General features: G+C 63.2%; 13 protein-coding genes and 2 pseudogenes. 8 read left to right on the top strand and 7 right to left on the bottom strand.

Features of this window, described 5'->3' with window-relative positions; genetic code table 11:
* Window positions 1–228: 228 nt before the first annotated feature.
* Window positions 229–1,311 (bottom strand): annotated as a pseudogene (locus tag ADBZ5N_RS12850) (IS110 family RNA-guided transposase).
* A 612-nt stretch (window positions 1,312–1,923) separates the two neighbouring features.
* On the opposite strand from ADBZ5N_RS12850, the gene dnaB reads away from it, so the two are divergent.
* The 3 genes from dnaB to ADBZ5N_RS12835 all read left to right on the top strand — a co-directional run bounded on the left by dnaB (window position 1,924) and on the right by ADBZ5N_RS12835 (window position 4,737).
* Window positions 1,924–3,729 (top strand): replicative DNA helicase, encoded by a 1,806-nt coding sequence (dnaB, locus tag ADBZ5N_RS12845; RefSeq protein WP_526257870.1) that lies wholly within the window; start codon window positions 1,924–1,926, stop codon window positions 3,727–3,729.
* A gap of 421 nt (window positions 3,730–4,150) precedes the next feature.
* Complete coding sequence (locus ADBZ5N_RS12840) at window positions 4,151–4,399, top strand: ribbon-helix-helix protein, CopG family (RefSeq protein ID WP_526257868.1); 249 nt, start codon at window positions 4,151–4,153, stop codon at window positions 4,397–4,399.
* The gene (locus ADBZ5N_RS12835; RefSeq protein ID WP_526257866.1) at window positions 4,393–4,737 is read left to right on the top strand and encodes a type II toxin-antitoxin system PemK/MazF family toxin; all 345 of its coding nucleotides are present in this window, start codon (window positions 4,393–4,395) and stop codon (window positions 4,735–4,737) included. The genes ADBZ5N_RS12840 and ADBZ5N_RS12835 overlap by 7 nt, the downstream gene beginning before the upstream one ends.
* Before the next feature lie 473 nt (window positions 4,738–5,210).
* Here ADBZ5N_RS12835 and ADBZ5N_RS12830 read toward each other — a convergent pair whose 3' ends face one another.
* The 4 genes from ADBZ5N_RS12830 to ADBZ5N_RS12815 form a co-directional block, all read right to left on the bottom strand.
* Entirely contained in the window at window positions 5,211–5,441 is a 231-nt protein-coding gene (locus ADBZ5N_RS12830) for a hypothetical protein (protein ID WP_526257864.1), read from the bottom strand.
* On the bottom strand, window positions 5,438–5,698 hold the full coding sequence (locus ADBZ5N_RS12825; RefSeq protein ID WP_526257862.1) for a hypothetical protein: 261 nt from the start codon (window positions 5,696–5,698) through the stop codon (window positions 5,438–5,440). The genes ADBZ5N_RS12830 and ADBZ5N_RS12825 overlap by 4 nt, the downstream gene beginning before the upstream one ends.
* Before the next feature lie 125 nt (window positions 5,699–5,823).
* Window positions 5,824–6,303 carry a hypothetical protein gene (locus tag ADBZ5N_RS12820; protein ID WP_526257860.1) on the bottom strand — a complete coding sequence of 160 codons (480 nt, stop codon included), beginning with the start codon at window positions 6,301–6,303 and terminating at the stop codon, window positions 5,824–5,826.
* 1,132 nt (window positions 6,304–7,435) lie between these two features.
* The gene (locus ADBZ5N_RS12815) at window positions 7,436–8,143 is read right to left on the bottom strand and encodes a TetR/AcrR family transcriptional regulator (protein ID WP_526257859.1); all 708 of its coding nucleotides are present in this window, start codon (window positions 8,141–8,143) and stop codon (window positions 7,436–7,438) included.
* A gap of 68 nt (window positions 8,144–8,211) precedes the next feature.
* On the opposite strand from ADBZ5N_RS12815, the gene ADBZ5N_RS12810 reads away from it, so the two are divergent.
* The 3 genes from ADBZ5N_RS12810 (at window position 8,212) to ADBZ5N_RS12800 (ending at window position 10,537) form a co-directional block, all read left to right on the top strand.
* Window positions 8,212–9,654, top strand: a complete 1,443-nt coding sequence (locus ADBZ5N_RS12810; protein WP_526257858.1) for a carotenoid oxygenase family protein — start codon at window positions 8,212–8,214, stop codon at window positions 9,652–9,654.
* A 439-nt stretch (window positions 9,655–10,093) separates the two neighbouring features.
* Window positions 10,094–10,174, top strand: coding sequence for an antitoxin MazE-like protein (locus tag ADBZ5N_RS12805; RefSeq protein ID WP_526257875.1), 81 nt, complete (start codon window positions 10,094–10,096; stop codon window positions 10,172–10,174).
* Between the two features lie 93 nt (window positions 10,175–10,267).
* Window positions 10,268–10,537 carry a ribbon-helix-helix domain-containing protein gene (locus ADBZ5N_RS12800; RefSeq protein ID WP_526257857.1) on the top strand — a complete coding sequence of 90 codons (270 nt, stop codon included), beginning with the start codon at window positions 10,268–10,270 and terminating at the stop codon, window positions 10,535–10,537.
* 561 nt (window positions 10,538–11,098) lie between these two features.
* Here the strand turns inward: ADBZ5N_RS12800 and ADBZ5N_RS12795 are convergent.
* Window positions 11,099–11,197 (bottom strand): annotated as a pseudogene (locus ADBZ5N_RS12795) (helix-turn-helix domain-containing protein); the annotation flags it as partial.
* 33 nt (window positions 11,198–11,230) lie between these two features.
* Entirely contained in the window at window positions 11,231–11,734 is a 504-nt protein-coding gene (locus tag ADBZ5N_RS12790) for a nitroreductase/quinone reductase family protein (protein WP_526257856.1), read from the bottom strand.
* A 283-nt stretch (window positions 11,735–12,017) separates the two neighbouring features.
* Here ADBZ5N_RS12790 and ADBZ5N_RS12785 point away from each other — a divergent pair, with 283 nt between their 5' ends.
* A complete protein-coding gene (locus tag ADBZ5N_RS12785; RefSeq protein WP_526257855.1) occupies window positions 12,018–12,269 on the top strand; it encodes a type II toxin-antitoxin system ParD family antitoxin in 252 nt (83 codons plus the stop codon).
* Window positions 12,266–12,409 (top strand): type II toxin-antitoxin system RelE/ParE family toxin (locus tag ADBZ5N_RS12780; protein ID WP_526257873.1); only part of this gene is annotated, 144 nt, incomplete at its 3' end. The genes ADBZ5N_RS12785 and ADBZ5N_RS12780, both read left to right, overlap by 4 nt.

The following is a 12,409-nucleotide window of genomic DNA, read 5'->3' as shown; positions in this document are numbered from 1 at the left end:
CAGCCTGGGTCGTGGCGGTCGTTGGTCAACGACGGTGGTGTCAGACTGATATACGCGGGTTGGTTACCGCAAGACGATGGTTCGGCGCGAACGGTGGCTGCTCTCTAGGGACGGGCGTCACGCGGATATTCGGTGAATATCGTTGTTGCTCAAAGCTCTAACGCAGGTCCAGTTCGCCTACCTCGCCGTCACCGAGCTGAGTCCGATCAAGTCATTGGGGTCCGCCGGCTACTGCAGAGTGGCCAGTGACCAGCACCAGCCGGCCAGCTCCCGGGCGATCGCAACGTTGGCCACGACGTGAGGTTTCTTGCGTTCGTTGAATCGGCACCACTGCTGATGCAGCCGGTGGTTTCCGGCGTGCCCGCGGGCCTTGAGGGCAGGATCGACCTTGGCCCAACGGGCCCGCATCGTAGGCCCGGGATTGCGGTAGGGCGCTCGGTGATGCCAGGCCGACTCGACCAGCAGTCTGCGCACGTGGGCGTTGCCAGCCTTGGTGATCGAGCCCTGCACTCGCGACGCCCCCGAGGAGTACTCGGTGGGAACCAACCCGACGTAGGCGCCGATCGAGGCTCCGGTGAACCGCGTCCAGTCACCGATCGCCACGGCCAACCCCAATCCGGTCAGCGCCGAGACACCGCGTAAGCACCCGAGTCGGTCCACGATGTCAGTCCACCGCGGCGAGGCAGCCACGGCGATGATCTGCTCATCGAGGCGATCCCGGGCTGCGGTGGCGTTCAGAACCGCGTCGAAGTGATGGTCGAAGGCCGCGGTGGTGTGGACGTCGTCGAAGCGTTGACGGCGCAGCCACGTTTCGTGCACCCCGGTCCAGGCTTGCCCACCCGAATAGACCCGGCCCTGGCGCAACAACAGTTTCGAGAGCCGGTGGCGCACCCGCATCAAATCCGCTCGGGCATCCTCCCGGGCACGCACCAGATCACGGGTCGCCTCGACTTCGCGTTCGGGCACCGTAACCGGGGTGATCTAACCCAGGCGCAGCTGCCGGGTCAGATGGGCGGCATCACGGGCATCGGTCTTGACCCGATCCCCGGACGGGCGAATCAACTTCGACGGCGCGGCCACCGTGCACTCGATCTCCGCTTCGGCCAAAGCACGCGCCAAACCGAACCCCGTCGGACCAGCCTCGTAGGCCACCCGCACTGGCCCGCGCAGCCGGCGCAGCCAACTCAGGACCTCACCGTGATCCGGGCACAATCGGGCCCGCTCAACCCGGCCCGTTTCCTCATCAACGGCATGCGCGACCACTGAAAGCGCGTGCACGTCCAAACCGACACTCGTACCGTTGAAACTCACCGGAGGCCTCCTGTCTGCAACTGTGGCTCTACCGCAGCGAGTGTTCACCCGCGACCGGCAACCCACGTCCGATTGCAGCCCGAGGCCTTCGGCCCCGAGTCAGCCTCCATACCGTCTAGCCGACGACTCAACGAGAACCCCGGTGTGGCCCCCTCGGGCCGCCCCGGGGTTTTTCGTTACCGCTGGCGAACACGCCGCATACCGCTGAGCACAGTTAACGACACATGCCGTTAACCCTTTGCTTATGCAACAGATATGCAACACGCCCGAGGCGGCAACTTAAACCGACACGCCGAAGCACTTCTCATCCACAACCCCATAGGGCCATTACTCTGCGGTTTACGTGGACAGATGCGTGACAAATTCATAGTGATCCACAAGTTGTCCCCAACCTGCCAACACCGTTGTACGCAGGTATCCACAAGCCGCTAACAGGTTGGTGAACAGGCCCGGTTTGCGGTGCCTCCAGCAACCTCTAACGTTCCCCTGGGCGCGGGTGTTCGGCAGTGTCGGGATCCGTTGTTGTCGGTGCCGCAACCTAGCGTGAACCGTGGCCGGTCGAACTTCCGTTCGAGTCCCCGGCAGTGCAGAGAAGGAGGTGCGGAAGCCCCGATGGCCGTCGTCGATGACCTTGGACAGCAGGGGGTTCCCTCATCTCCGCCCGCCGAGGATTTCGGCCGGCAGCCACCGCAGGACCTCGCCGCCGAGCAGTCGGTACTCGGCGGCATGTTGCTCAGTAAGGACGCCATCGCCGACGTGTTGGAACGGCTGCGCCCCGGGGACTTCTACCGGCCCGCCCACCAGAACGTCTACGACGCGATCCTGGACCTCTACGGCCGCGGCGAACCCGCCGACGCCGTCACCGTGGCCGCCGAACTGGACCGCCGCGGACTGCTGCGTCGGGTCGGCGGCGCGCCGTATCTGCACACCCTGATTTCGACGGTGCCCACCGCGGCCAACGCGGGCTACTACGCCGGCATCGTCGCCGAGAAGGCGCTGCTGCGGCGCCTGGTGGAGGCCGGCACCCGGGTGGTGCAGTACGGCTACGCCGGTGCGGAGGGGGCCGACGTCAACGAGATCGTCGACCGCGCCCAGGCCGAGATCTACGACGTCACCGAGCGGCGCACAGCCGAAGACTTTGTGGCGCTGGAGGAGCTGCTGCAGCCGACGATGGACGAGATCGACGCGATTGCCTCCCAGGGCGGCATTGCGCGCGGTGTGCCCACGGGATTCACTGAACTCGACGACGTCACCAACGGTCTGCATCCCGGGCAGATGATCGTGGTGGCGGCCCGGCCGGGTATGGGGAAGGCCTTGGCGTTGGACACCCCGCTCCCCACGCCGGACGGTTGGACCACCATGGGCGAGGTCGCTGTGGGGGACTTCCTGATCTGTGCGGACGGCAAGGCGACGCGGGTCGTTGCGGCAACAGACGTCATGGTGGGTAGGCCCTGCTACGAAGTCGAGTTCTCCGATGGGTCGGTGATCGTCGCCGACGCGGAGCACCAGTGGCCGACGCTGCGTGGCATCGTCGTCACCGCAGAACTCAGGGTCGGCGCCGATGTTGTATCGGCCGTCGGCGCCCGTCAACTTGTTGGTGCGGGAGGCACACCGCAGCGCGAATTCGGCATCATCGATGTCCGGCAGATCTCCAGCGTGCCCGTCCGGTGTGTCGAGGTCGACAACGACGACCACCTGTATCTCGCCGGGTGGGCGATGATCCCAACGCACAACTCAACTCTCGGACTGGACTTCCTGCGGTCCTGCTCCATCAAGAACCGGCTCTCCAGCGTCGTGTTCTCACTGGAGATGAGTAAGACCGAGATCGTCATGCGCCTGCTGTCGGCGGAGGCAAAAATCAAGCTCGCCGATATGCGGTCCGGCCGGATGAGTGATGACGACTGGACCCGGCTAGCCCGGCGAATGAGCGAGATCAGCGAGGCCCCGCTCTACATCGACGACTCGCCGAACCTGACCATGATGGAGATTCGCGCCAAAGCCCGCCGGCTCAAGCAGAAGTCCGATCTGCGGCTGGTGGTCATCGACTACCTGCAGCTGATGACCTCCGGCAAGAAGGTCGAGTCCCGCCAGCAGGAAGTTTCCGAGTTCTCAAGGCAGCTCAAGCTTTTGGCCAAGGAACTCGATGTACCGGTGGTGGCGATGAGCCAGCTGAACCGTGGCCCCGAGCAGCGCACCGATAAGAAGCCGATGCTGGCCGATCTCCGTGAATCCGGCGCTATCGAGCAGGACGCCGACATGGTGATACTGCTGCACCGGCCCGACGCCTTCGAGCGTGACGATCCGCGGGGCGGCGAGGCTGATCTGATCTTGGCTAAGCACCGCAACGGCCCGACCAAGACGATCACCGTGGCGCATCAGCTGCACCTGTCGCGGTTTACGAATATGGCGAGGCAGTAGTGGTGGTGTTGTAGGTTCTCACGTTGCGTGTCCGATTCTCATCCCGAATGTCCACCCGTTGTCCAATAGGACAACGAGTTGAGACGAACCGGCGCTGCTGCTGCCTGGGAGGCCGCCGCAGTCTTCTGAAAGCCGTCCCTGCTGCTGTGATGGCCCCACCCCACAGACCAACAACGCTGGCCAGGTCGTAGTCCGGCGGCGCAGTGGCGATACGAACCCTTCCCTTACGACCGGAACCGATCGCCGGTGAAGCGATCGACTCCTGGCTGGAGATACTCGCGCACCGCTATGACGTGACTTGGAGTGAGTTCCGTCGTCAGGCGCTCGGATCCGTACGGCAGTTGATGGTCATGATGCTGGGGATGCCGGCGTGGATGCCGAACCGCATGCTTCCTGGGTTATACCGAGTTATACTCGGGTCATGAAGACAGCTATATCTGTCTCTAACGAGACGTTCGATCGGGTATCCCGGACCGCCTCGGAACTCGGCATGAGCCGGTCGGAGTTTTTCGCCCGAGCTGCGCAGCGCTACTTAGACGAGTTGGACGCCCAATCCCTGACCGTCCAGATCGACAGCGCCCTTGAGCGCCTTGACGGCACTGATGAAGCGGAGGCCGCCGCCGTAGCCATCGGACATCGCGTTTTGGACGCAGCGGACGACGAGTGGTGATCAGCCGAGCTGAGCTTTACTGGGCAGATCTGGGAGCGCCGTCCGGCAGCAGGCCAGCCAAGAGCCGGCCAGTGCTGGTGATCCAATCCGACCCGTACAACGCCAGCCGACTTGCAACCGTGCTTACTGCGGTGATCACCTCGAACACAGCCTTGGCGGCGATGCCGGGCAACGTGTTTCTACCCGCCGTAGCAACGGGACTCTCGCGCGATTCAGTTGTCAATGTCACGGCACTCATCACACTCAACAAGACAGACCTGTCGGATCGCATCGGCAACGTACCGGCCAACATCATGGACGAAGTCGATCGGGGACTGCGGCGCGTATTGGATCTTTGACGCTGATATCTACATGCCTTGCGCTAGAACGGAACTCGGAGTAATTACAAAACAGGAGTGATGACGGCATTCGCGCGTACCCCGATGATTTGGCCCGAGTGACCGAGTCGCCCGAGTGACGGAGTGGCGTCACGTGACAAATCAAACCCTGCAGGCGGCTGCGCAACACCGTGCGCCGAGGAGGAATCCCCATCTCGCCTTGGGGGTCTGGTAGGAAATGACATCGTTCATGAGACAAATTGGCGAGGACACGATCTGAGACAAGCGACAGAATCGCAGCTCAAAAGGGCGCGAAATGACATCGAAATCGAGAACCTACATTTTTTAGTAGTTAGTAGTTATAGCTGTACGTTCGCGCGTTGCGTGTCCGATTCTCATCCCGAATGTCCACCCGCGTGGCGCCAGATCCGCGACCGCCGACACCGCCCGCGAACGCGCACCAACGTCGACCTTCGACTCCGCCAACATCCCCGTCACCACCGACAGCACCCGGCGCACCCCGTCGCACACATCCTCGACCAGACCGCGCGCAGCGCCGCCACCTCGACCGCCAGGGGCGACACGATCGCGTCGACCTCGGCCGCCAAGTCGAACCGCTGGTCTAGCTCGACGTGCAGCCAATGCTGACGGCGGTGCCGTTGAGCGTCCTGCGACCACAACACCACCGGGGCCACCGCGAACCGGCGCAAACCGATCCGGGTCACCGCTGAACCTCGGCAAGCGCAGCCACCAACAGATCCGCCCCGGCCCGATCCAGCTGGCCCGCCTGCGCATCGAGCACCTTGCGAACGCGGTGGTACGCCATCGCCTGCCGTGAGGATGACCCGGCTATCCGCGAGTGCCGCCAGCCCCGCCCGATCAGGGAAGCAAGCCGAGCCTGCCACGACGTCAGGGAAGCAAGCCGAGCCTGCCACGACGTGATAGGCCGGTCAGCCGGCGAGATCTCCAACGCTGTTGTCATAGCCCGAGACGTTAGAGACACCCCGTGCAACGGGGGCGACGTCGCAACCGCCGCAACGGGAGACGCTCAGTGCAATGGGGTCACCCATCGAGGTCGTTACCAGAGTTGATCGTCTTCTGTGACGGCTAGGCCGTCGTGAAACGGATTGCCACCAGCTTGTTGTCATCGACCGCCTGCCGGAACTCCTGCACTGACGGCACGCCGGCGTCCCGGAATTTCAGCCCCATGTTCCGCTGTGCCTTGCTCGCCCCGTAGCCCGTCGCTGTACGGTGGCACAGATCCGCGATAACGTCGGGGTCCTCAATCAACTCGCCGCGCATGGCGGTCGCCTTTCCGCCGCGGACCACCTGCGCGGGCGCGCCACCACGGAAGTTCAACTTCCACCCCGCGTTCGCCAGCGCGTACAGCGTCCCGTCGACGACATGTGCGCTCACCGGAATCGAGAACCGACGCCCCGACTTGCGCCCGGCGAAGTTCAGCACCATGAAGTCCGTCAGCGGCCTGCCCAGCGGGGTTCCCAACAGCCGCCGCAACACCGAATTCATCACCCGCATCATCGGCTCGGGCGGATGCGACGGGATCACCGCCGCGCTCTGTTCTGACATACATCCACCGTAGTCAGCGCGTAGGACCAGGCGCAGGCAGGGACTCACACGACTCAGGCATGCCGCCATGATCACAGCCGAGGGCGCCGAGGGGCAGGGACCACCGGGGTGACGCGGTCAGTTTGAGCGGGCGGCCAACGCCAACGCATCAGCCGCATGGGACATCAGCACCGCCCGAACCGTCGAGGGACGCCACACGCCTTCAGCTATGCAACACTGCGCCGCCGCCCGCACAGGTCGTACAGCTATACGAGCGCAACGCCGCGATTGTGCAAAACGCACGGAAAAGGCCCCCACGACGCAACGGGCTAGCGCACGAGCCTTGCTGGCCGACCAGGCGGCCTTAATTGAATGCCGTAGACAACGGCCAGTTTTGTCACCGCACGTCGACTTAAGCCGGTGTGTGCCGCAACCCTGGAAAGACCCCATCTTCGGGAGTTGTAAAGAAGGTCGAACTCCCGACGCGTTAGAACCTGCATTCTTGTTGGGGACGTGGGGAATCCAATTGTCGGACCGAACCACGAGGACCCGACTGGCGATTCGTCAAGCACCGCGCGAGCAACATCCGCTGCAATCCCAAATTTGTGACCGAGCTCCGCGAAGGTTCGGGGCTTACAGGCGCCGATCCAACGGTGTAATGACTCGACATCCAACCCTGGAACCAGGCCGAACATGTCTCGGTCAGACGCCGGACGCCACGATGGTCGCCACTGGACGGGCTCTCCGTGAATTCCTTTATCCCTCAGGAACGTCTGCGCGTACTCATCAAGGGAAACGATTAGTTCGGCGGGCATCCAGAGCGACATCGTAGAGAGTCTGTTCTGGAAACCAGCCGAAGCGATCGACCACGGCGACTGTTCGGCCGGAAGTGTGGTTAAGCGTTCGAAAAGCCAGGAACGAACCAATCTCAACCGCAACCCGCGGCCGGCTCCGAAGCCAACGTCTCCCGAAAGTTGCTCCCATGCTGCGTCCGGTAGCAGACCGTTGCAAGACAGCAGTCGTCTTCGACGATAGTCGATCGGCGGAGGAGAACCTTCCAGGTGATCTGCGTAAGGCGTTATGGCCCAGCGTGTTTCGGTCCAGCCAGGGGAGGCGCCTAAACGTTGCAAGACCCTCAGCACGCCCCTTGCGGTTACATCATTCCTCGTCCCGAGCGAACCGCCGCGCGTCCCGCGGCCAGGGCGGTGCTGGAAAACAATTCGATCGCCGTGGCCAAGGACGCCGCCGTCCTGTCGCGCTCGTCGCCGACCCCGACCAGCGTGTCGACTAGGAGTGGGAGCATGATCTGGGCGAGCCCGTGGCCCTCGTTTCCAAAGAAGCCGGCCATCTCCAGGGTGACCGCCCCGTGACATAGCGTCCATAGCCGGGCCGCCATGGCCAGGCTGCCTTCGTCTCGAATCCGGCCCGCAGCGATCATGCGGCGCACGACAGCGTGCAATCCCTTGAATGAGACGGCCCACTCGGGTCGGTCGGTGGGTCTACCGCTGACCGTCACGTCGGGGCGGACCGCAAGTATCGGCTGCGGTGTCTCGGTGCCGAAAATCAATTGGTAACGTTGCGGATTCGATAACGCGAACCGGTGATAGGCCAGACTCATCACCAGGAAGTCGGCGACCGGATCATCGGTCGGCGGACAATGTGCCAGGCTTTCGGCGAATCGCGACAGCGCCGCGTCACCCACCGCGTCCAGTAGCCCGGCCATGCTGCCGAAGTGGGTATAGACCGCCATCGTCGAGGTGCCCAGCTTTGCGGCGAGGTTACGTGCGCTCAGCGCCTGCACGCCGTCGCGCTCGAGTAGTTCGACCGCCGCCTCGACCAACTTCTCACGTTGCGTGCGCACCTTGCCATCCTGCCATAACGGTGTTATACAGGTCTCCTATAACACTGTTATACGAGAGAGGCCGGCTGATGCCTAATCGCTATCTGGAGGGCTGGTACGCCCCCCTGGCCGAGGAGTACACGGTCACCGATCTCGACGTGGTCGGTCGTATCCCGGACTTTCTCGACGGGCGCTACCTGCGCAACGGCCCGAACCCGATCGGCGACATCGACCCCGAGCTCTACCACTGGTTCGTGGGCGACGGAATGGTGCACGGGCTGCGCCTGCACGATGGCAAGGCCGAGTGGTATCGCAACCGCTGGGTGCGGGGGCCGCAAACCTGCAGGGCGCTCGGTGAGCCAGCGCCCAACGGTCATTTCAAAATCTCCACCCTCAGCGCCAACACCAACGTCATCGGCCACGCCGGCTCCACCCTGGCCCTGATCGAAGCCGGTGTGGCCCAATACGAGCTGACCGACGAACTCGACACCGTCGGGGTCTGCGACTTCCAGGGAACGCTCCCCGGCGGCTTCAGCGCCCACCCGAAGCGCGACCCGGACACCGGAGAACTGCACGCGGTGACCTATGGCATGGAGCGCGGAAACACCGTGCAGTACTCGGTGATCGGCGTCGACGGCCGCGCGCGCCGGACCGTCGACATCACCGTGAGCGGGAGCCCGATGATGCACGACTTCTCACTGACGAAGAACCACGTGATCATCTACGACCTGCCGGTCACCTTCGACGCGGCATTGGCGGCCGAGATTGCGGTGCCCAGGGCGATGCGACTTCCGGCGCGGCTGATGCTGTCGGCCTTGATCGGACGGGTCAAGATCCCGGACACGATCATGGCGCGCCAGTCCAAGCCGAAGGATCACGACCGGAGGTTTTTCTACAAGTGGAACCCAACCTATCCGGCCCGCGTCGGCGTCATGCCCCGCGACGGCGGCGACGCCGACGTGCGGTGGTTCGACGTCGAACCGTGCTACGTCTTCCATCCGATGAACGCTTATGACGAGGGCGACACCATCGTGCTGGACGTGGTTCGGCACCCGAAGATGTTCGACACCGAGCGACTGGGCCCGAACGAGGGACGGCCCACACTGGACCGATGGATCGTCGATCTCGCCGACCGCAAGGTCCGCGAATCCCGGATCGACGACCGCGGCCAGGAGTTCCCCCGCGTCGACGAGCGACTCGTCGGCAGGCGGCATCGCTACGGTTACGCGGCCGCCGTCACTGACGACTTCGACGGCACCGACACGTTGATCAAGCACGACTTCGGCGGCGACGGGACCACCGCCCGCTCGTTTGGTACCGGGAAAATCCTGGGCGAGTTCGTCTTTCAGCCCCGCACTGTCGACGCGGCCGAAGACGACGGTGTCCTAATGGGCTACGTCTACGACCAAGCCACCGACCGCAGCGAGTTGGCCATCCTCGATGCCCAGACTCTTCAAGACGTGGCCACCGTCAAACTGCCGAACCGCGTGCCGGCAGGGTTCCACGGCAACTGGGTGCCAACAGGCCAATAAGTGCTTCGCAGTGAAACGAACCCCAGATGAAACGGAGTGAGTCAACCGAAAGAAGGGCGCAGGTAACACCCCCGGGTTTCGGCTACCGGTGCAGCCAGCGCGCAAGCGGCAGGATTGGCCGTCGTCGTCCGGCGCGGATATGTCCTTCGCAGCCATGGGACTGCCCGGGATCATTAGAGTGCGATCACCACTTCACGATTCCCATCGTCACCTTGGCACCCCCGACGAGCGTAGATCCTCCGTAATCCTTCGCAAGACGCAGCAACGTGTCGTGGAAACCCGAGTGGGGAAACGCCGCTTCAACTGCCTTGATCGCGGCTTTGCCCACGCCCTTGCCAAGAGTTCCTTTCGAGGCAGTCGCCTTCGCCGCTGGAACCCCCCACGCGAGGAACAGCCCAGGCGCATTAAGTTGATGCCTAACCGCGACGTGGGGAAGTGAGTGGCCAAACACCGAGTTCGACTGCGCGAACAGGGACTGCGCCCCCTCCAAATCTGGGTCCCCGACACCCGGGCCAAGTAGGCCGATTGTAGGCGTGCGTGCGTGCGTTCTGTTCGCCTCCCCAGAGGAGATTGTTCGATAGGATTAAATCCTATCCACGGAAAGGGCGCGGTCATGCGGACGACTCGCCAACTCAGCATCACACTGCCGAACGACATGGCAGACGCGTTACGTGAGCGGGTTTCTCGAGGCGAGTACGCCAGCGAGAGCGAGGCGGTCAGGGAGGGCCTGCGGGCGCTTTTCGCGCGCGACCGGGCGGTCGAAGCGTGGCTGCGGACCGAAGTCGCCGCGGCCTACGACGCTGTGGCCGCAGACCCGGGTCGCACAGTCTCGGCGAGGGCGGTACAGGAGCGTCTCGCCGCAGAGCACTCCGGCGAAGAGTGAGTCCTGAAGTCGTCTTCGCTCCGGAAGCCGAAGAACAACTCGTCGGTCTATACCGCTACATCGCCGTAGCAGGCTCACCTGAAGCCGCCGACCGCTAGTTGGCCCTCTTCCCGCACCGAGGGAAAGCCCGTGACGACATTAGGCCAGGTTTGCGGACGATCGGCTTTCGTCGCCGAGTGATCGTCGCCTTCGCCGTCTTCGACCAGGTGTTGGTGATTGTCGGCATCTTCTACGGTGGCCGCGACTACGCGGCGATTCTCGCTGGACCGGAAGAGTAGTAGCCCGACCACCGTTACATGAGCGGCTAGGAAATGAAACGCAAAATGAGACAAGCCCGGATGAAACGAAGTGAGACAAACAGAAAAGACGCAGGTAGGAAGACCCGCGATATGAAACGGACTTTGAGAATCTACAAGTTGTAGTAGTAGTAGTAGTAGTTGTTGTTGTCGAGATGCAACGAAGATTGACAAAGCGCACTTCGTTGTTAAACAAGGTAGGGCTGCTCAGATAGGCGTTTTGCGCCGTTTCCCCTGTTGGAAATGGGTTTTGGCGGGGGTTGCCGCCCCGTTTTTCCCAGGAATTGACGACACTCGGATCAATACCGATGCGACTTGCCAACTCGACTTGGTTGATACCCAAGGACATGCGGGCTTCGCGCATCTTGTCAGCGTCGAATGGCCCAGGAAGCGGGAGCTACAGGGCAGCCCTTAGGCGGAAGAGGGGAATGCGGCGTCCGTAAGACGCGGTCTTGGCCAAGTAATCGCCGTACCCGGCGTAGACCTGCTGGGCCAGCGCGTAGAGGCGTGCGTGTTCGGCCGAGTCGGTCACTTCGCTCGCACGAAAATCCTCACCGCCGAAACGGCATTCGGGGTTCGCTTTGAGATTGTAATACCACCCCGGGTGCTTTTCTCCGCCGAAGTTCGAGGCGATGAGGATCGGATCGGGGCCGTCGTGGAAATAGGTGAGCTGTACCTCTCGGGGCTGACCCGACTTGGCGCCGTTCGTCACCAGCGGGGCGTTGACAACGATGCCCATCGAGGTCGTGAGGCGCCCGCTCGTTGCTCGATAGAGCCACGGGTCAAGACGCACCGAGACCTGGCGGGTGAACCATTGCCCCGCTCGTGAGCGTCCAAAACTCCCAGCGGCCCAGTAGCCAAGCCCGCGTTTCTTGTGGGGATCGACGTAGCGCAGGGGCATGCCTGAACCGTACCCGCGCCCACCGGCCGCGCGTGCCATCACGGAGCTGGCCAGGTGCCTGCGACTGCATCGACTCCGGAGGCCCAGTTACCAGTCGGTCGAAGGCGACAGACAAGCCGTCGAGGATGGACTCGTAGCCGGGCCCCAGGTCGGTGTCGCGGGCGATGCCAACGACGACCGCACCGTTGGCGCAACCAGGTGTAGGTGATCGCAGCACGCGGCGGAACATCATGAGCAAGCGCGGAGCTAGCTGCCGATACCAAGAATTGGTACCCTCGTGGATGTGGGTAGGAATACGTCGTTCAGCCTTGATGAGCATTTCAGCGCGTTCATCGAGGATGAGGTTGCATCTGGCCGTTACGGCTCGGCCAGCGACGTTGTGCGGTCTGCCCTGCGGTTGCTTGAGGATCGTGAGATCCGCCTGCGGGCTTTGAGACAGGCCCTCATTGCTGGCGAACAAAGTGGTGACTCGACGCCGTTCGACTTCGACGAGTTCGTTGCTCGTAAGCGAGCCGAGGAACCTCGCCACCGGTGAGCCGGTACGTGCTTTCGCCAGCCGCACGTGCCGACCTAGAACAGATCTGGGATTACAGCTCTGAGCGGTGGGATGACGATCAGGCCGAGGAGTACCTGCGTGAGGTCCAGCGTGCGGTCGAACGCATCGTGTCCAATCCG

The organism is Mycobacterium sp., from assembly GCF_044370595.1.
GTDB lineage: Bacteria > Actinomycetota > Actinomycetes > Mycobacteriales > Mycobacteriaceae > Mycobacterium.
Note: the sequence above shows the minus strand (reverse complement) of the source record. Positions and strands in the feature narration are given on the sequence as shown.

What these genes read in the sequence shown, in the direction of transcription:
- ADBZ5N_RS12820 (WP_526257860.1), bottom strand. Translation starts at nt 6,303, where the DNA reads ATGTCAGAACAGAGCGCGGCGGTGATCCCGTCGCATCCGCCCGAGCCG.
- ADBZ5N_RS12800 (WP_526257857.1), top strand. Translation starts at nt 10,268, where the DNA reads ATGCGGACGACTCGCCAACTCAGCATCACACTGCCGAACGACATGGCA.
- ADBZ5N_RS12810 (WP_526257858.1), top strand. Translation starts at nt 8,212, where the DNA reads ATGCCTAATCGCTATCTGGAGGGCTGGTACGCCCCCCTGGCCGAGGAG.
- dnaB (WP_526257870.1), top strand. Translation starts at nt 1,924, where the DNA reads ATGGCCGTCGTCGATGACCTTGGACAGCAGGGGGTTCCCTCATCTCCG.
- ADBZ5N_RS12825 (WP_526257862.1), bottom strand. Translation starts at nt 5,698, where the DNA reads ATGACAACAGCGTTGGAGATCTCGCCGGCTGACCGGCCTATCACGTCG.
- ADBZ5N_RS12790 (WP_526257856.1), bottom strand. Translation starts at nt 11,734, where the DNA reads ATGCCCCTGCGCTACGTCGATCCCCACAAGAAACGCGGGCTTGGCTAC.
- ADBZ5N_RS12840 (WP_526257868.1), top strand. Translation starts at nt 4,151, where the DNA reads ATGAAGACAGCTATATCTGTCTCTAACGAGACGTTCGATCGGGTATCC.